Genomic DNA, 17,854 nt, shown 5'->3' on the forward strand with positions numbered 1-17,854 from the left:
TTAGTGAGTGCCGCTAATACCGCAGCAATGTTCAAGAACGAAGGGTTTTAAGCGGCTCCTGAGATTCAGGGGCCGTTTGTCTTCTAAAAACTGCGCTGTTGCGGGTTTGGTACAGCGCTGTAATGATTTGAAAATTAAGTAATGAGGCTTCAACAATGATACCTGTCATCGCGCTGGTCGGGCGCCCGAATGTGGGTAAATCCACTCTATTTAACCGCTTAACGCACACTCGTGATGCGTTAGTTGCGGACTTTCCCGGGCTAACGCGTGACCGTAAATATGGTCGTGCCGAGGTCGAGGGTCATGAGTTTATTGTTATCGATACCGGAGGTATTGATGGCACAGAAGATGGCGTAGAAACCAAGATGGCAGGTCAATCGTTATTGGCGATTGAAGAGGCCGATATTGTCCTGTTTATGGTTGATGCCAGAGCGGGGTTAATGCCTGCGGATCAGGGTATTGCCCAGCATCTGCGCAGCCGTGAAAAAGCGACTTTCCTGGTTGCCAACAAAACTGATGGTATTGATCCAGATACTGCTACAGCAGATTTCTATTCATTGGGCTTAGGCGAAGTTCATGCTATCGCGGCGTCCCATGGCCGTGGTGTGACTCAGTTGATTGAAGATGTTATGGCACCCTATATGGATGCTGTAGAGCCTGAAGTTGAATTGACCGATGAAGAAGCGAATGCTGCTTATTGGGCTGCACAGGAAGCTGAGGACGACGCTGTTCCTGAAGATGACGCAGAAGATGATTTTGACCCACGGACTCTGCCAATCAAACTGGCTATTGTCGGGCGTCCTAACGTAGGTAAGTCCACACTAACAAACCGCATTCTCGGTGAAGATCGTGTGGTGGTTTATGATATGCCGGGCACCACGCGTGACAGCATTTATATTCCTATGACCCGCGATGAGCGTGAATATATCCTGATTGATACTGCCGGTGTGCGTAAACGCGGCAAAATCACTGAAACAGTTGAAAAATTCTCAGTAATTAAAACCTTGCAGGCAATCGAAGATTCCAACGTTGTCTTGCTGGTTATTGATGCTCGTGATGGTATTTCGGATCAAGACCTGTCGCTGTTGGGCTTTATTCTCAATAGTGGGCGCTCACTTGTTATTGCGGTCAACAAATGGGATGGCATGACAGAAGAAGCGCGTGCGCAGGTTAAAGATATGCTGGATCTGCGTCTTGGCTTTGTCGATTTTGCGCGGATTCACTTTATCTCAGCCTTACATGGCAGTGGCGTGGGTAATCTGTTTGAATCTATTCAAGAAGCCTATGACTGCTCAACCAAACGTGTGGGCACATCCTTACTGACCCGCATTATGCAAATGGCAGAAGAAGACCATCAGCCTCCTTTGGTACGTGGCCGTCGTGTCAAATTGAAGTATGCCCATGCTGGGGGTTATAACCCGCCGATTGTCGTTATCCACGGCAACCAGGTTACTGACCTGTCGGATTCGTATAAACGCTACCTAATGAATTACTTCCGTCGTTCACTAAAAGTAATGGGTACGCCAATTCGCATCCAGTTTAAAGAGGGTGAGAACCCATTTGCGGGTAAGCGCAATCCATTAACACCAAATCAGATGCGTAAACGTAAGCGTTTGATGTCGCACCTGAAAAAAGGTAAGTAGTAACAGCAAAGCGCGGGCATTCCGCGCTTTTTGCACATTTAATGACCGCCGTCAGTAAAGTGCAGCCTTGGCCGCTTAACGGTAAACAAAGGGAGTTGAAAGCCAGTCATGTCTTGGGAAACCTGGAGTTTTGCATTTAGTGTTACGATGCCTAACTTGCTGATGATGTTACTCGGTGTGCTGTTACGGCGCGTTGGCTTGATGGATGATCGCTTCTGTGATGGTGCGACCAAGCTGGTCTTCAATCTCGCCCTCCCTTGTCTGCTGTTTTTCAGTGTCGCGACCAATCATGTCAGCTTATTGGATAACCTACCCTTGGTTGTCTACGGCGCTATTGGTACGTTAGTGACCTTCTTGCTGTTGGAAGTCGCCGCCAAGTGGCTGGTAAAAGACCCAAAAGAGCGTGGTGTATTCGTGCAGGGAGGGTTCAGAGCCAATACCGCTATCGTCGGGTTGGCTTTTGCCATGACGGCATATGGTGCTGAAGGGGTGGCACTCGGCTCGATGTATCTAACGGTGACAGTGATTTTATTTAATATGCTGTCGGTGATCACCCTGACTCGCAGCCTGCAAGCTGGGCAGGGCGGCAAAATCAGTAAATTATCATTGCTACGCAGCATTGTGACCAACCCGCTGATAATTGGGCTACTGTGCGGTTTACTCTATGCACAAACTCAATTACCCCTTCCTCAGGTGATTGTGCAAACGGGGAGTTATATCTCTGCTTTGGCATTGCCATTGGCTCTGTTGTGCACCGGTGCGAGTCTTGACTGGCACGCGATGTTCCGTTCATCCAATGTGGCAGCGTTATCTTCAACAGCTAAATTATTCGTGGTGCCAATATTGATGACTGCTGGCGGCTTGTTAATGGGCTTTCGTGGGGCGACATTAGGGATTATATTCCTGTTCTCTGCCACCCCAACGGCGGCTGGCAGTTATGTTATGACCCGCGCCATGGGGGGCAATGCCACTCTGGCGGCGAATATCATTGCTATCACCACGGTCGGTTCATTTTTTACCACCGCGCTGGGGATTTACTTCTTACGATCACTTGGGGTGATGTAGTTTTTTAAGGAGAAATAGATGGATGCATTATGCCCGGTTTGCCAAAAACTGATGACCGAAGTAAGTGGCCACTTTCATTGCTCTAACTGCCATGGCAACTATCAGCCACAGGCGGAGTGCCCTGATTGCGCTAAACCGTTACAGGTACTGAAGGCATGTGGCGCAATTGACTATTTCTGCCAGCACGGTCACGGCCTCATTTCGAAAAGCCGCGTTCACTTTAGTTACTTGCCGACGATTTGACTAGCCGCAATTGAGCCGGGTAGCATTACTCTTTTGCCGCTTTCCGTTGGCGAGCCTTTTTCGCCACATTGATTTGGGTGATTTCACTTTCTACCCAACCGTCCTGCAATCGGGTCGTCAGCTTATCGCCTGCCTGTATCTGCTTCGTGGTTTTCAGCACTACCCCTGCTGAGGTCTGCGTGACACTGTAGCCACGGGCCAGCGTTGCTAATGGGCTGACAGCCTCTAACTGCGAGCAGGCGATACCAAAACGTTGCCGATAACCATTAAGCTGGCGCTCTAATGCCTGGCGCAAGCGGTATTCCTGCTGCTGCACTTGCTGGCTGTAACGGTGAATCTGCCCTTGCGGTTGCACTTGCGCGAGGCGCTGCTGGAGCCGTTCGGTGCGCCGGCTTAACCCGCGAATTTGGTTTTGCGCGCTCTCTTCCAGGCGGCGTTGCAGCTTTAATAACAGGGTCTGCTGACGTGCCAACCGCAAATGTGGGTGTTGTTGCTGTAAACGGTGTTCAAGGCGGGTGAATTGCTGGCCGCGCTGCGCCAGATAATAATCCATCGCCATTTCCATCCGCTGCTGCTGCCCTTGAATTTGCCTGACCAGCTCAATCTGGTTACGGCTTACTAATTCTGCGGCAGCGGAAGGTGTTGGCGCCCGTAAATCAGCGACAAAATCAGCGATAGTGATGTCGGTTTCATGGCCGACCGCACTGACTATCGGGATGTGGCTATTGAAAATAGCGCGGGCAACCCGTTCGTCGTTAAAACTCCACAGGTCTTCCAGCGACCCGCCGCCACGCCCGACGATTAATATATCGCACTCGGCACGTAGGTTAGCTAACTGAATGGCACGGACTATCTGCAATGGAGCATCAACACCTTGCACTGCTGTTGGGTAAATAATTACTGGCAATGATGGGTCACGGCGTTGCAAAACCTGTAGAACATCATGCAGCGCCGCACCACTGGCAGAGGTGATGACACCAACTTGCCTGGCAGGACTTGGCAGCGGTTGTTTATGATGTTGATCAAACAGCCCTTCCGCCGCCAGTTGTTGCTTGAGTTGGTCAAACTGTTGTTGCAGCAATCCGTCACCGGCAGGCTGCATGCTTTCCGCAATTAACTGATAATCGCCACGCGGCTCGTACAGGGTAATCGATGCCCTAACCAACACTTGTTGACCATTTTGTGGGCGAAACGTAGTACGGCGGTTAGTGTTGCGAAACATCGCACAACGCACCTGCGCTTGGGCGTCTTTTAGGGTGAAATACCAGTGACCGGATGATGGTTGGGAGAAATTGGATATCTCGGCCGTGAGCCAAATCTGGCCCATTTCCATTTCCAGCAGTTGTCGTACCGTCTGATTAAGGCGGCTAACAGTAAAAATTGTTGATGCGGAAGATTGTGACATGTGACCTGGATCAAATTTTAAAACAAGCACTTAATTGATCGATATTACCTACCTCAGACCGGTTGGCAAGAAAAATTATGAGAAAGTGCTGGAGGCAACCGATTACGCTCTGTATAATGCCACGGCAATATTTTATCTTTTCACATCCACCTTGGTGAGATATTGCCCATGCTACGTATCAAGAAAGAAGCTCTGACATTTGACGACGTTCTCCTGGTTCCAGCCCACTCCACAGTTTTGCCTAATACGGCCGAACTTGGCACTCAACTGACCGCAACTATCCGCCTAAATATCCCTATGCTGTCCGCAGCCATGGATACCGTTACCGAAGCTCGTCTGGCCATTGCGCTAGCACAAGAGGGCGGTTTAGGTTTCATTCACAAAAATATGTCCATTGAGCGCCAGGCTGAAGAAGTTAGCCGCGTGAAAAAACACGAAAGTGGCGTTGTTACCGAGCCGCAGACTGTTACCCCAACCACCACACTGCGCCAAGTGAAAGAATTGACTGCCCGTAACGGTTTCGCTGGTTACCCAGTTGTTACCGAAGATTATGAGCTGGTCGGCATTATCACTGGCCGTGATGTGCGCTTTGTGACTGACTTAGACCAACCCGTGACGGCGGTGATGACACCGAAAGAGCGTCTGGTTACCGTCAAGGAAGGCGAGGCTCGCGAAGTTGTCTTGCAAAAAATGCATGAAAAACGTGTCGAGAAAGCATTGGTTGTTGATGATAGCTTCCACCTGCGCGGCATGATTACCGTAAAAGACTTCCAGAAAGCAGAGCGCAAGCCTAACGCCTGTAAGGACGAGCATGGCCGTCTGCGTGTCGGGGCTGCCGTGGGTGCCGGTGCGGGTAATGAAGAGCGTATCGACGCGCTGGTCACCGCTGGTGTTGATGTTTTACTGATTGACTCATCCCATGGTCATTCTGAAGGCGTTCTGCAACGTATCCGTGAAACCCGTGCTAAATACCCTAACCTGCAAATCGTTGGCGGTAACGTTGCGACGGGCGCAGGGGCAAAAGCCTTGGCGGATGCCGGTGTGAGTGCCGTAAAAGTAGGGATTGGCCCAGGCTCAATCTGTACCACCCGTATTGTTACGGGGGTTGGTGTGCCACAGATTACGGCGATTGCTGATGCGGTCGAAGCACTGGAAGGGACCGGTATTCCGGTGATTGCCGATGGCGGTATCCGTTTCTCCGGCGATATTGCGAAAGCCATTGCGGCGGGTGCTTCCTGTGTCATGGTCGGTTCTATGCTGGCAGGGACTGAAGAGTCTCCGGGCGAAATTGAACTCTACCAAGGCCGTTCATTCAAATCTTACCGTGGTATGGGGTCACTGGGCGCGATGTCCAAAGGCTCTTCTGACCGTTACTTCCAAACTGATAATGCTGCCGATAAACTGGTACCAGAAGGGATTGAAGGGCGTGTTGCATACAAAGGTTTGTTGAAAGAGATTGTGCATCAGCAGATGGGGGGCTTGCGCTCCTGCATGGGTCTGACCGGTTGTGCCACTATCAATGAATTGCGCACCAAAGCTGAGTTTGTGCGTATCAGTGGTGCAGGGATTCAAGAAAGCCATGTGCATGATGTGACTATCACTAAAGAATCCCCTAACTATCGCATGGGCTAATTCCAGGGGCTTAAACCGGCGAATTTGGTCATCGTTCGCTGCTCGCATTGCTCATTGACTTGGTGTCAACTGCGCATGCCGTGCTGCGGGCGTTAACCAACTTCTTGGCTTCGCCGACTGGAATGATTCATAAATAATTATGGTAGCTATTTAATTTTATTATTTTTCTGTGGAATACGCCGCACATGACAAAAAATATTCATAAGCATCGCATCCTTATTCTTGATTTCGGCTCGCAATACACCCAACTGGTGGCGCGACGCGTTCGTGAAATCGGTGTTTATTGTGAACTATGGGCGTGGGACGTAACCGAAGCTCAGATCCGTGAATTTAACCCAAGCGGCATCATTCTTTCTGGCGGTCCTGAAAGCACCACTGAACACGACAGCCCACGCGCACCTGATTACGTGTTTACTGCGGGTGTGCCGGTATTAGGTGTGTGCTACGGCATGCAGACTATGGCGATGCAATTAGGGGGCAAAGTTGAAGGTTCAAATCAGCGCGAGTTTGGTTATGCGCAGGTTGAAATCAAAACTGACAGCGCACTGATCCGTGATATCAAAGATGCTATCAATCCAACCAACGAAGCAATATTGGATGTATGGATGAGTCATGGTGACAAGGTCACTGCCATCCCTGCTGATTTTGTGACGGTTGCCAGCACCGATACCTGTCCGTTCGCCATTATGGCTAACGAAGAGAAACGTTTTTATGGTGTGCAGTTCCATCCAGAGGTCACGCATACCAAGCAAGGCCAACGCTTGTTAGAACGCTTCGTGCTGGATATCTGCGGCTGCGAAGCATTGTGGACCCCGGCCAAGATTATCGAAGATGCCATTGTTCGCCTGCGCGAGCAAATTGGTGAAGATCATGTGATTCTTGGCCTGTCCGGTGGTGTTGACTCCTCTGTGACGGCAATGCTACTGCATCGTGCTATTGGTAACCGTCTGACGTGCGTATTTGTCGATAACGGATTATTACGGTTGAACGAAGCCGACCAAGTGCTGGAAATGTTCGGTGATAAATTCGGTCTGAATATTGTTCATGTTGCCGCCGAAGACCGTTTCCTTGCAGCGCTGGCCGGTGTCGACGAGCCTGAAGCGAAGCGTAAAATCATCGGCCGCGTGTTTGTCGAATTGTTTGATGAAGAAGCGTGTAAGCAAGATCAAGTGAAGTGGTTGGCACAAGGCACCATCTATCCTGATGTGATTGAATCAGCAGCGTCTGCCACTGGTAAAGCACACGTCATTAAATCTCACCACAATGTGGGCGGTTTGCCGAAAGAGATGAAACTGGGGCTGGTGGAGCCACTGAAAGAGCTGTTTAAAGATGAAGTACGCAAAATTGGCCTGGAATTAGGTCTGCCGTACGACATGCTATATCGCCACCCGTTCCCTGGCCCAGGCTTGGGTGTACGTGTGCTGGGCGAAGTAAAAAAAGAGTATTGTGATTTGCTGCGCCGCGCTGATGCCATCTTTATCGAAGAGCTGCATAAAGCCGATCTGTACAATAAAGTGAGCCAAGCCTTTACTGTGTTCCTGCCAGTGCGTTCTGTTGGCGTGATGGGGGATGGGCGTAAATACGATTGGGTGGTTTCACTGCGCGCAGTAGAAACCATCGATTTTATGACCGCACATTGGGCGCATCTGCCATACGACTTCTTGGGCCGCGTTTCAAACCGCATTATCAATGAAGTGAATGGTATTTCCCGTGTAGTTTACGATATCAGTGGCAAGCCACCGGCTACCATTGAGTGGGAATAAGTATCTTAACTCGTCGATAAGATAGTGTTGTGACATTAATTAAGCCTCCGATCTTTCGGGGGCTTTTTACTTTGGTTGCGATGAAATAAGCATTTATATTTTATCTTTACGGATAAATAAAAAACGAACGGCATTTTTGTGAGTATCGCTTTTAAGTCAGGTTGCTGTATGTGAATATAAAAACCGTGATGCTTACCTTCCCATGTGATGTAAAGGATACCTTTGGTTTCTTTATAATTAACAGGTGAAATATGAATGCTAAAATTAGTATTTTAATTATCCTATGTGTTTTTATATCAATACTATCAATAGCAGACCATCGTAATGAAGATAATGTCTGTTTTTATTCAAAAGATAATTATTCTGAAAAAGAGGATGGTACAAAATTTTGCGTGCCTTATTATACTGAAGATGAATGGCTATTTAGTCAGTGGAATAACAATATTGCATCAATAAAGATCCCTTCTAATTTACGGGTTGATGTGTTCAGTGATTATTCTTTTCTAGGAAAAGCGGCTTCATTTTATAAAAACACCAATGCGGCTGAGTTAGCAACGTATGGATTAACAGCAGACATCAGTTCTTATCGTGTATTACCAAAAAATTTATACTCTGAGAACCATCGGGTGATATTCAATTATCATTCAGATATTTTTCCTGAAAAATATTTCAGCTATGATTATTATGTTAACAATGGTCATAGCATCCTTTTAACTAAGCAAAGTCAGCCTATTGATGCCAATGGACAAAGTTCTTACCTCTTTTATAGTCATGCAGGGCAGATAATGACGGCCTTTATCGGGCAAGGGTTTGATCGTAACCTCTACTGCTTGTCACCGGTGGACCGGCGTAGTAATAATCTTGATGCAAATGTGGCATTTACCTATTGCGATTTTAATAACTCTGGCCAAAATTGGTTTCCCCAAATGGTAGAAAACAAACTACGATTAGTTAATCTGGGAACAGGTAGCGCTTTATCATTGGATCAAATTGGCTTCTATGTGAGGTTACATACTGGTCCAACTAATATTCTTTATGGCGGGATGAATCAACATTCTCCGCAGAGTGTGTTCATTGATGAAAATACGGTATGGTTTGATGAATCTACTATTGATACGTGGAAGGAAAACGCAGTTAGACCCTTTTTACAATATAAAGAAACGCTTGAATCAAACGGCGTAAATGACCATCGTGAGGTAATTACCCATCGTTTGGACCAACCAGATGATACCTATATCTATTTGGGCAATAAAGATGGCCTAAATCATATTTATTATAATGCAGAAACTCAATACTTGATGGCGTATAATAAATTAAGTGAAGGTAAGGCATTAATAGAATCCTCATGCCTTTCATTATTGAATGATGGATCTGACAAACCTTCAGCTATTAGTTTTACCTACCACCGCAGCAACTACAGTGATAATAGTTTAGAATACCGTTGTGATAATGGTGTTGCTTATAATATGTACAACAAAAAATGGTACTTTATGGCTGACTGGGAATATCATTATCTGGTTAATGGATATAAAAATAAAATTTTACATTTTTATATGAATGACAAACCACAATATATTAACTTCAGAGGTGTGCTGACCGGGCCAAAATTAGGCGAATATATTGGTGCAGCAGTGAACTTTAATGAGCGAACCCCCCATGATGCAGTATTCATTAATAGTCCGGCTTTAGGCTATGTGCTTGATGTAGAAAAGAGCATTTGTGCACTGGATGGACTTACCGATGATAAAGGCATGCATTGCAGTGCTCTGAATGCCACATGGTCCGCAACAGGTGTTGGTGTATGGGATGTTAGTCTCAGCCGTGACTATATTCCCTGGCTGCTGGCGCAAATTTCTCACAAGTTACATACAAGCGAATGGACTACAGGATTAGATGCTTACTTGCAAAAAGTGGGAACACTGGAAACCTTTTTTGAGACAAATAAAGACCATCCTATCGATGAGGCAATATGGCAACAAACTAAAGCACTCTTGGTGGAATTCTTGCATACCTATAACTCAACCGAATATCAGCAAGTTTGGCATCAAGTGGCGTATATCCTTAATCGTATTGAGGTAATGATGGAGGCGAAGACATGATCTGCTTCTATAAATACAACGGATGAATACTGCGCTGGCATGTCTATTTGCCCGATTGGTACCATGTATAACGGTATTATCCATGTCGAAATAGCAGCACAGACTGGTGCAGTTGTGCGCCCACAAGCGGTGGTTTATAAGTTAGAAATTAATGATAAAAAAGCAGATTACCGCAGCCACAGGTTATTAGTTTGAGTCATTATTTGCCACAGCAATTTGGACAATTGGCACTGAATATAAAAGCCGATGATGTGAAGGCGCTGCGCGGGGAATAGTGTATTAAAATAAGGGAGCTAAGGCTCCCTTATAAATTAATAAATTTTTGCCAACTCATTTACCAGTTCAAATGCATTTTTTTGCATTTGAGGTGTTATCTTATCGGTATCGTCAAAAAAATCAGGGAAATTTTTGCAGAGTTCTACCGCATCATTATTAGAACAATTGCTATTCTTTTCTGAGCAATTTTCTAATAACTCCATTAGTTTTTCTTTTCTTTGTGGATCGAATTTAAGATTGTTTATTAAATCTGACTTTTGCTTTATTTCATCATTGTTAAATATTTCTTTATGTAAAGAAAACTTAATTATTGGATTGCAGTGTACATAATTAACTCCATTCAACTCTTCTATTTTCTCAGTCGCCATTTGCATATCAACAGGCAAGGTGGCTGAGGATAACTCAGTGTCAATAATAAAAACCACCTGACGAATATGATAGTCTTTAATATCTAATACATTGATATCCCAGCTATTGCCATCTCCTTTTTCGAGATAGAATAAATTTTTATAGTCTATATTTGCAGTAACATAATATAGCTTTTCACTACTGCCAAATTCAAGCGTGTTAAGTGGTATTTTTATTCTACCATTTAACTCCCCAATGGTGTTTCCTGTATTAAATTGACTACTGCATTGGTCTTGGGTTAATGACTTAATATAGTTTGTGGCTTCTGTTTTACTATTTAATATTGGGCTGCTATTATTTTCACCTGAAAATGGAATGTTTTCTTGTGTGAGGTTTGTTGTTGTGAAAGTCAATTCATTTGATATGGTCTGCATAAATAATCCTTAATTAACTTGGGTGAAAGTTGATTATCTTTTCCCCCTATTTTAGGTAAAGGATTAAATTGGCTAATCAGGTTTTTACCTGACTCTGATTCAATATTTCCTTATTTAACCTTTTCATTATGCCAATGCATTAGTATATATTCGCCATCATTACTGATACCGGTAGCTATAGCCACCCACCCCTGTTTTTGATAAAACGCCAGCGCATGCTGGTTTTTTGCCAAACATTTGAGTGAGCCGTGGCTGGCAAATCGCTGTTGTGCTACCTGTAATAACGCTTTCCCCGTACCGGCCTGTTGCACCACGGGGTCAATAAACAGATTATGCAGGAAACTCTCCTCCATAAAAATTGAGGCAAAACCCAAGTGTTGATCGCCATCAACGGCAACCAGCACCGTTTCACCTATCGTTGAACGATCAAAATCTTCCAGCCTAAAGCGTTCAACGTCCAGCCAGGTAAATGCTGCTTTACGTGATGCCAGATACAAGGTGCGCAGGAATGGTCGGTCACTTTCCTGATACTGACGAATCTTGATGCTCATCCTACGGTTATACCTCCCAGACAGGGCATTTTCGCGACATTGATCATTGGTTTAACCAATACATGATTGATCTTCTACCACCTGCCCGTGATAATAACAATTCTGACTCGGGGTGCCTGCCACAAACAGTGGCATGGCTGAGATATTACCCGTATTACCTGATCTGGATTATGCCAGCGTAGGGAAGTCTCGGCACCTTAGGGTACCGCCTTCTTGACCGCCGGTTAGGAGGAATATGTTCGTTCAACCTGCCGTTTTCTCTTTAGCTATTCTCGCTGTTGCTGCTATTCGAACTCCCATTGATATGAGTACGGGAGACATTCATGAAGCGAATTAATGCGCTCACGATTGCCGGAACTGACCCCAGTGGTGGGGCCGGTATTCAGGCTGATTTGAAAACTTTCTCTGCTTTGCAAGCTTACGGCACCAGTGTGATCACCGCTCTGGTGGCACAAAATACCCGTGGTGTACAGTCAGTTTATCCCATCGAACCGGCGTTTGTCGCAGCTCAACTCGATTCCGTTCTCAGTGATGTGCGCATCGATAGTGCTAAAATCGGTATGCTGGCTAACGCTGACATTGTCGATATCGTTGCCAGGCAACTGCGCCGTTATCCCATCCCATTTGTGGTGCTGGATACCGTGATGGTCGCCAAAAGCGGTGATCCGTTGCTGGCACCAGAGGCCGTGGACGCAGTACGCCAATTGCTGTTACCGCAGGTTGCTTTAATTACCCCGAATCTGCCAGAAGCGGCGGCGTTACTCAATTGCCAACCCGCTTGCGATGAGCAACAAATGTGTGATCAAGGGCGGGCGCTACTTGCACAGGGTTGCCAGGCGGTATTGATGAAGGGGGGCCATCTGAGTGGTGAAGATAGCCCTGATTGGCTGTTTACGGCACAAGGCGAACAGCGTTTTGTTACCCGCAGAGTGAAGACCCGTCATACTCACGGCACCGGCTGCACCTTATCGGCAGCATTGGCGGCTTTGCGGCCACGGCACCGCGATTGGGCTGATACGGTGAATGCCGCCAAACACTATCTGCAAGGTGCATTAGAACAAGCCGATACCCTTGAAGTCGGGCAGGGGGTAGGGCCGGTGCATCATTTCCACCAGTGGTGGTAATCCCCTTCGTCCTTGAAGCTGCAGGGTTGTTAGCTGCGCTCACCCCCCCGAATCACTGACTTGAGTCAGCTCATCGGGATGTGTTCACTTGCCGCCTACCTGCAACTCCAATGACTTTGGGGATCCTTCGCCTTTGAAGCTACAGGGTTGTTAGCTGCGCTCACTCCCAGAATCACTGACTTGAGTCAGCTCATCGGGATGTGTTCACTTGCCGCCTACCTGCAACTCCAATGATGAAGTACATGCCTTATTTATTGGAATAGCAGGGATTCTTATGCCAATAAATAGCGCTGAGTCATTGCAAACATCGCGATAGCTCGTTGCAAATGATGGGCATCAAAACGGTTAAGCAGATAACTGTCCGCACCCTTGCGCGGGCGAATACACAGTGAGAGTTTTGGCTCGCCTGCTGCACCGTTAATCAGATCAAATTGATAACTGCCGATATCTTTTTCATCTTCACGCCAGGAAATTTGTACCGCAGGTAAGGGGTTGCCTGCGCTAGGTTGGCGAACGGCAAAAAAGTACTCTCCGGCCCAGAACCCAGCGTAATCTCCATCAGCCTGTAGATGTTTGGTGCGGAAAATAGGGGCATCGACTAACTGGCGGATAGCCTCCGGCGTAATCTGTTGCTGGGTTTGCTGCCACAAAGGCGTGCCATTTTCAAGTTGCCAGCAGGCTGCGCCAAGATAATCATTCAATTCGCACCAATCAGCATCTAGTTGCTGTAGCAGCTCTTCATCGAGGATATTACGGTATTGCTGCATGCCGCTAGGTTGCTCGCCCAATGTTTCGTAGGTGATTAACTCCATGGTGCGAGGTTTACGGCGAAAGCTCATCCACAACACAGCCTTAGGAATGCGGAATTCAATGGATTGAATGCTCAGACGATAGCGATCGCCTTTATTCACCACAAAACCGTTGGCCGTACCGCGCTTATTCTGGTAATTACGTACCACCACCACGCTGTTTAGCCCCATCCAACCGGTAACATAATGTTCGCTGTCGGAGTTAGCAACATCCAGATCGACAACCATCTGGATAATTTTATCCGTTTCAAGCTTAGCCAGCGGGTGGGCATCCCCGGCAGAGTAATACAGCTTCTCGGGTTCTTCGGGTAACTCAACGGTTAACATGGCATGGCCTTTTATCGTGTTGTGATCGGCTAATAGCTATCTGGTTCATAGCTTAACTCAAGCTGTCATACAGATTATGGTATAACTGGAATTAGGATGAAAATTCGTGCTATGGATCAACTTTTTCGCCGGTTGATGGTCATAGACAGGCAAACCAATACCACGCCCGCTGAGCCGTTGCACAGAGCCAGGTTCGCTGCTCGGCGAGTAGATTAATCAGATAATAAGGATTTCGATAATGAGAGGTAACAAAACCCGCCATTGTCTTGTTGCAGCGGTGATGTTCAGTGTCAGCTCTTGGGCCTTCGCGCAGTCAGCCGCCACAACTGCCGCTGTCACGTCAGCCGCTGAGATGTCTCCCGCCCAAATCCGCACGACTACGGCAGATTTGCTGCAACAGCCGGTTTATAAGAATAGCTGGCAAAAAATGGTGAAAAGCCAAAAGAATCTCCCGGCATGGGCGCGCAAAGGGACAGGGACGTCGGCACCTTATGAGGTGATAAATTGGCAAGGGCAGCAATACAAGGTGGGGCGAATTTGTAAACCTCATGATTGCAGTAATAACTTTATGTGGGTGGCGTTTAGCCAGAATAAAAAACAAGTATGGCAGGCGTGGGGAATGCGTATCTCTGTTGCCGACAAGCCACAAGCACTTGATAAGCCAAGTGAGTTCGCGACTTATCAATGGCTAGGTCGCCCTGATGACAGTATCCAGGCCATGCTAAAAAAACAGTTACAGCAAGATCCTAATTGGCACTGATGGTTGGTGATTCAGGCGTATTTATCAAAGATGCTAAACTCAATAGTGTTAACGATGCAGGTAGGGCGCTAATAAGCGAATTTATCTAGATTAATCAATTGATTATATTAGTATAAATGCTACTGGCGGATTTGAATGCTGTTTGTAGCGGCCTCGTAGCAGCGAGGCCTGTGTGGTGAATACAGCTAACGCGGGAGATATCAGCCAACGCCCGCTTGATGCAGGTCGTGCAGATTAATGGCTCCCACCAGTTTCCCGTCCAGGTTCACCACCGGTGCAGCACTGAGATGGTGCTGATGCAGTGCCTCCAGCGCTTCTCCTGCACGCCACTGCTCAGGTAATCGGTAGCCTGGCCGAGTGATAGCGCTTCCCAATGGTTGTTGTAAGGTGCCGCCTTTTACCAGCCAGCGGCGTAAATCGCCGTCAGTAAATACCCCGACTACCCGTTGCTCTGGATCACATACGGCCACCAGCCCTAGCCCTGTACGGCTCAGTTCTAACATGGCTTCCATTACGCTGTCGGATTCATGCACCATCGGCAGGCGATCACCGGTTCTCATTAAATGATGGACCCGATTAAGCAGCCTTGCGCCCAAGCTGCCGCCAGGATGTGAGCGGGCAAAATCTTCTGCACCGAAACCGCGATGGCGCATTAATGCCATTGCCAGAGCGTCCCCCATCATCAGGGTATTAACCGCGCTGGAAGTGGGAGCCAACCCCATCGGGCAAGCTTCGTGCTCAACACTGATATCCAGTACACAGGCAGCACCTAGCGCCAGCGGGGACTCTTTACCGCCAGTGATGGCAATCACGGGAATTTTGCTATCCGCTAGCAATGGCAGAATCAGGTCCAGTTCTTTGGCACGGCCAGAGTAGGAGATAAAAATCACCACATCCTGTGGGCCAATCATGCCCAAATCGCCGTGCAATGCCTCAGCAGGGTGTACAAAGAAAGAAGGGGTGCCGGTACTGGCCAGCGATGCAGCAATCTTTTTACCAATGTGACCAGATTTGCCAATCCCAGACACTACAGCCTTACCGGTGCAGGCTAACAATAACTCACAGGCCCGAACAAAATTATCATCTAAACGTGACAGCAACTTGTGCGCTTCGGTCAGTTCAATTTCAAGTGTTTCGCGGGCATAGGTAATTAACGGATTAGTCATTTTTATCAACCAGAATGATGTTAATGCCCATGTCCTGTAGTGCTTGCAAATATTCTGGGCTAATACCTTTATCTGTAATCAGGGTATCAACGGCACTTAACGGGCACACTACATTTGGGCTTTTACGGCCAAATTTGGAAGAGTCGACCAGCAAAATGATACGGCTAGCGGCGTGGCACATAGCTGTACTGACATGATAAACTTCGTTAAACGTAGTGACTCCCGCCTTTAGATCGACCCCATCCGCACCGATAAATAGCTTATCGAAACTGAAATTATCAAATGCAGACTCCGCCAGACTACCATGAAAAGAGGCTGAGCCTTTACGGTAAGTGCCACCTGGCATCAAGATAGTCTGATCGTTATCCAGTTCAACCAGTTCATTGACGATATGCAGGCTGTTAGTCATCACCGTGATATTGTTGAATTTTGTCAGGTGGGGCACCATTTGCAGCACGGTACTACCTGCATCAAAAACCAGGCTATCACCGTCTTTAATCAGTTTGCTGGCAGCTTGAGCAATTTGCTTTTTCTTATCCGTATTAATGTGGGTTTTACGGTCAATGGGTTGTTCTATATCATCACGATTTAATACTACCCCACCGTAGGTACGGATAACCGCCCCTTCATTTTCAAGGCTGGTTAAATCCTTACGGATAGTGGTACCGGTGGTTGAGAAATGCGCGGCGAGTTGATCGACGGCCGTCTTTCCGTGTTGTTGAAGATATTCCAAGATTGCAACCTGTCGCTGCTTTGGTTTCATAACGATCCCCGCTCAAGTATTTCCATTGCCTCTTCTCCAGGCATAACTTTCACATGAAAAAGAATAACTTTCATTGTGAAAATATCATGATTTCGGTTTAATCGCTAATAATAGTGCAGTTTGACATGCTTTATCCGTAGGGAAGATCACATCCGGGATTAAATCCTGCTGATGTAAGCCATGAAGCTGGGGTAATGGGCGTGGGCGGGCAAACACGCTAATGCCGCGCATCATCATGCTGTCACTGACCCGCATATTTTCATCGAAAGCCAGTGCTATCACCACGCGGGGTTTAAAACGCCCGCCAGAACGGCCAACACCGACTGATTTACTGTGCTGACATAGGCGGTCGAAAGCACGGTTAAACTGATTGATTTGCCACCAGCCGAGCATGATTTGCAGTACCCAGGCGATGATAACAATACTGATCAGTGCGGATGTGGGGGACATATTTTATCCTTCTTACTTGATGTTGCAGCGATATTAGCGGCGTTCGTTGCTTAGCCCATCCTTGGGCCTTGCCTCGTTGAGGCCGCTAGAAACAGTCACCCTTCGCTCGCCGGGACTACAAACTGTTTTTTCAGACAGCATCGAACTTAAAACATCACCTGACCGCCGGTAATATTAATTGATTGCCCGGTGCAATAGGCTGCTTTATCGCTGGCGTAGAACAACAGCATGTTAAGCACATCCTGATAATCACAACCCCGTTTTAGTGGCACTTTATCGGTGTAATACTTTTCAACTTCTTCCGGCTTAATGCCCAGTTTTGCGGCGTACTGCGGTAAAAGTGACTGGAACATCGGTGATTTCAATAAATTGCCTAACATCAGGGAATGTACCGTAATACCGTAGTCAGCCAGGTCCAGAGCCAGTGATTGGGTCAGACCAACACCACCAAACTTGGCAGCACTGTAACCCGAGTTGTGTTTACTGCCTACTTTACCTGATTTGGAATTGATCTGAATGATTCGCCCGGCAATGCCATCACGGATCATCAGGCGGGAGAATTCACGGGCACATAAGAAGTAACCGACCAGATTCACCTGTAGTGAGCGGTCAAAATCATCCAGTGGGAAATCAGTAATCGGTGCAGCTTTGGCAATGCCTGCGCTGTAAACGAGCAGGTTGGTTTGATGGAAACTTTGGTCTACTGCTTTTGCCAGCATCTGCACGCTGCTTTCATTGGTTGCATCAACCTGAAAACCACGGGCGCTATCTGCGCCGTATTCGGCATTAATCTGATCGGCGACTAGCTGTGCGTTATCTGAATTCAAATCAGCAACTGCAACTTTATACCCTGCTTCGGCAAGACCATGACACAAGAATGCGCCCAGAGTTTGTCCACCGCCAATAACGACTGCTACTTGTGACATAACTACCTCCAAAATTATCCTTGGTATTTGAAGCCGCAGCGGTGTTAGTTGAATGCTCCCGAATCACTGA

General features: G+C 47.2%; 17 protein-coding genes and 1 riboswitch. Of the genes, 9 read left to right on the forward strand and 8 right to left on the reverse strand.

What is annotated here, in order from left to right; all coding sequences use genetic code 11:
- Positions 1-155: 155 nt before the first annotated feature.
- The 3 genes from der (at position 156) to A6J67_RS09340 (ending at position 2,951) form a co-directional block, all read left to right on the forward strand.
- Positions 156-1,643: a ribosome biogenesis GTPase Der gene (gene der / locus A6J67_RS09330; RefSeq protein WP_005191901.1), complete on the forward strand. Its 1,488-nt coding sequence runs from the start codon at positions 156-158 to the stop codon at positions 1,641-1,643.
- A gap of 108 nt (positions 1,644-1,751) precedes the next feature.
- Positions 1,752-2,708, forward strand: a complete 957-nt coding sequence (locus tag A6J67_RS09335; protein WP_050084740.1) for an AEC family transporter — start codon at positions 1,752-1,754, stop codon at positions 2,706-2,708.
- 18 nt (positions 2,709-2,726) lie between these two features.
- Positions 2,727-2,951, forward strand: coding sequence for a zinc ribbon domain-containing protein (locus A6J67_RS09340; RefSeq protein WP_005191897.1), 225 nt, complete (start codon positions 2,727-2,729; stop codon positions 2,949-2,951).
- A 25-nt stretch (positions 2,952-2,976) separates the two neighbouring features.
- Here A6J67_RS09340 and xseA read toward each other — a convergent pair whose 3' ends face one another.
- Positions 2,977-4,356, reverse strand: coding sequence for an exodeoxyribonuclease VII large subunit (gene xseA, locus A6J67_RS09345; protein WP_005191895.1), 1,380 nt, complete (start codon positions 4,354-4,356; stop codon positions 2,977-2,979).
- Between the two features lie 168 nt (positions 4,357-4,524).
- Between xseA and guaB the strand changes: the two genes are divergently transcribed.
- The 4 genes from guaB (at position 4,525) to A6J67_RS23450 (ending at position 10,045) form a co-directional block, all read left to right on the forward strand.
- Positions 4,525-5,988: an IMP dehydrogenase gene (guaB, locus tag A6J67_RS09350; RefSeq protein WP_032907814.1), complete on the forward strand. Its 1,464-nt coding sequence runs from the start codon at positions 4,525-4,527 to the stop codon at positions 5,986-5,988.
- Between the two features lie 185 nt (positions 5,989-6,173).
- Positions 6,174-7,751, forward strand: coding sequence for a glutamine-hydrolyzing GMP synthase (guaA, locus tag A6J67_RS09355; RefSeq protein WP_005191891.1), 1,578 nt, complete (start codon positions 6,174-6,176; stop codon positions 7,749-7,751).
- A gap of 251 nt (positions 7,752-8,002) precedes the next feature.
- The gene (locus A6J67_RS09360) at positions 8,003-9,850 is read left to right on the forward strand and encodes a hypothetical protein (protein ID WP_050296778.1); all 1,848 of its coding nucleotides are present in this window, start codon (positions 8,003-8,005) and stop codon (positions 9,848-9,850) included.
- A gap of 39 nt (positions 9,851-9,889) precedes the next feature.
- On the forward strand, positions 9,890-10,045 hold the full coding sequence (locus A6J67_RS23450) for a hypothetical protein (protein ID WP_172668561.1): 156 nt from the start codon (positions 9,890-9,892) through the stop codon (positions 10,043-10,045).
- A 116-nt stretch (positions 10,046-10,161) separates the two neighbouring features.
- On the opposite strand, the gene A6J67_RS09365 is transcribed toward A6J67_RS23450, so the two are convergent.
- Entirely contained in the window at positions 10,162-10,908 is a 747-nt protein-coding gene (locus A6J67_RS09365; protein WP_080608145.1) for a hypothetical protein, read from the reverse strand.
- Between the two features lie 110 nt (positions 10,909-11,018).
- The gene (locus tag A6J67_RS09370) at positions 11,019-11,459 is read right to left on the reverse strand and encodes a GNAT family N-acetyltransferase (protein ID WP_050296776.1); all 441 of its coding nucleotides are present in this window, start codon (positions 11,457-11,459) and stop codon (positions 11,019-11,021) included.
- A gap of 98 nt (positions 11,460-11,557) precedes the next feature.
- A riboswitch (TPP riboswitch) is annotated at positions 11,558-11,661 on the forward strand.
- Positions 11,662-11,782: 121 nt separating this feature from the next.
- Here A6J67_RS09370 and thiD point away from each other — a divergent pair.
- The gene (gene thiD / locus A6J67_RS09375) at positions 11,783-12,583 is read left to right on the forward strand and encodes a bifunctional hydroxymethylpyrimidine kinase/phosphomethylpyrimidine kinase (protein ID WP_042568409.1); all 801 of its coding nucleotides are present in this window, start codon (positions 11,783-11,785) and stop codon (positions 12,581-12,583) included.
- Positions 12,584-12,855: 272 nt separating this feature from the next.
- On the opposite strand, the gene A6J67_RS09380 is transcribed toward thiD, so the two are convergent.
- The gene (locus A6J67_RS09380) at positions 12,856-13,719 is read right to left on the reverse strand and encodes a hypothetical protein (protein WP_050296775.1); all 864 of its coding nucleotides are present in this window, start codon (positions 13,717-13,719) and stop codon (positions 12,856-12,858) included.
- Between the two features lie 238 nt (positions 13,720-13,957).
- Between A6J67_RS09380 and A6J67_RS09385 the strand changes: the two genes are divergently transcribed.
- Positions 13,958-14,479, forward strand: coding sequence for an inhibitor of vertebrate lysozyme family protein (locus A6J67_RS09385; protein ID WP_050296774.1), 522 nt, complete (start codon positions 13,958-13,960; stop codon positions 14,477-14,479).
- Positions 14,480-14,679: 200 nt separating this feature from the next.
- Here the strand turns inward: A6J67_RS09385 and gutQ are convergent, their stop codons facing one another.
- The 4 genes from gutQ to srlD form a co-directional block, all read right to left on the reverse strand.
- Positions 14,680-15,645, reverse strand: a complete 966-nt coding sequence (gene gutQ / locus A6J67_RS09390; RefSeq protein WP_042568406.1) for an arabinose-5-phosphate isomerase GutQ — start codon at positions 15,643-15,645, stop codon at positions 14,680-14,682.
- Positions 15,638-16,408, reverse strand: a complete 771-nt coding sequence (gene srlR, locus A6J67_RS09395) for a glucitol operon DNA-binding transcriptional repressor SrlR (protein WP_005184024.1) — start codon at positions 16,406-16,408, stop codon at positions 15,638-15,640. The genes gutQ and srlR overlap by 8 nt, the downstream gene beginning before the upstream one ends.
- An 84-nt stretch (positions 16,409-16,492) precedes the next feature.
- A complete protein-coding gene (gutM, locus tag A6J67_RS09400) occupies positions 16,493-16,858 on the reverse strand; it encodes a transcriptional regulator GutM (protein ID WP_080608146.1) in 366 nt (121 codons plus the stop codon).
- Positions 16,859-17,004: 146 nt separating this feature from the next.
- Positions 17,005-17,784 (reverse strand): sorbitol-6-phosphate dehydrogenase, encoded by a 780-nt coding sequence (gene srlD, locus A6J67_RS09405; RefSeq protein ID WP_005184019.1) that lies wholly within the window; start codon positions 17,782-17,784, stop codon positions 17,005-17,007.
- Between the last annotated feature and the right edge of the window lie 70 nt (positions 17,785-17,854).

The organism is Yersinia sp. FDAARGOS_228, assembly GCF_002073315.2.
Classification (GTDB): Bacteria; Pseudomonadota; Gammaproteobacteria; order Enterobacterales; family Enterobacteriaceae; genus Yersinia; species Yersinia intermedia.

Bases quoted from the DNA above. Each gene is read 5' to 3' on its own strand.
- der (WP_005191901.1), top strand. From the start codon at position 156: ATGATACCTGTCATCGCGCTGGTCGGGCGCCCGAATGTGGGTAAATCC.
- A6J67_RS09335 (WP_050084740.1), top strand. From the start codon at position 1,752: ATGTCTTGGGAAACCTGGAGTTTTGCATTTAGTGTTACGATGCCTAAC.
- A6J67_RS09340 (WP_005191897.1), top strand. From the start codon at position 2,727: ATGGATGCATTATGCCCGGTTTGCCAAAAACTGATGACCGAAGTAAGT.
- xseA (WP_005191895.1), bottom strand. From the start codon at position 4,356: ATGTCACAATCTTCCGCATCAACAATTTTTACTGTTAGCCGCCTTAAT.
- guaB (WP_032907814.1), top strand. From the start codon at position 4,525: ATGCTACGTATCAAGAAAGAAGCTCTGACATTTGACGACGTTCTCCTG.
- guaA (WP_005191891.1), top strand. From the start codon at position 6,174: ATGACAAAAAATATTCATAAGCATCGCATCCTTATTCTTGATTTCGGC.
- A6J67_RS09360 (WP_050296778.1), top strand. From the start codon at position 8,003: ATGAATGCTAAAATTAGTATTTTAATTATCCTATGTGTTTTTATATCA.
- A6J67_RS23450 (WP_172668561.1), top strand. From the start codon at position 9,890: ATGTCTATTTGCCCGATTGGTACCATGTATAACGGTATTATCCATGTC.
- A6J67_RS09365 (WP_080608145.1), bottom strand. From the start codon at position 10,908: ATGCAGACCATATCAAATGAATTGACTTTCACAACAACAAACCTCACA.
- A6J67_RS09370 (WP_050296776.1), bottom strand. From the start codon at position 11,459: ATGAGCATCAAGATTCGTCAGTATCAGGAAAGTGACCGACCATTCCTG.
- thiD (WP_042568409.1), top strand. From the start codon at position 11,783: ATGAAGCGAATTAATGCGCTCACGATTGCCGGAACTGACCCCAGTGGT.
- A6J67_RS09380 (WP_050296775.1), bottom strand. From the start codon at position 13,719: ATGTTAACCGTTGAGTTACCCGAAGAACCCGAGAAGCTGTATTACTCT.
- A6J67_RS09385 (WP_050296774.1), top strand. From the start codon at position 13,958: ATGAGAGGTAACAAAACCCGCCATTGTCTTGTTGCAGCGGTGATGTTC.
- gutQ (WP_042568406.1), bottom strand. From the start codon at position 15,645: ATGACTAATCCGTTAATTACCTATGCCCGCGAAACACTTGAAATTGAA.
- srlR (WP_005184024.1), bottom strand. From the start codon at position 16,408: ATGAAACCAAAGCAGCGACAGGTTGCAATCTTGGAATATCTTCAACAA.
- gutM (WP_080608146.1), bottom strand. From the start codon at position 16,858: ATGTCCCCCACATCCGCACTGATCAGTATTGTTATCATCGCCTGGGTA.
- srlD (WP_005184019.1), bottom strand. From the start codon at position 17,784: ATGTCACAAGTAGCAGTCGTTATTGGCGGTGGACAAACTCTGGGCGCA.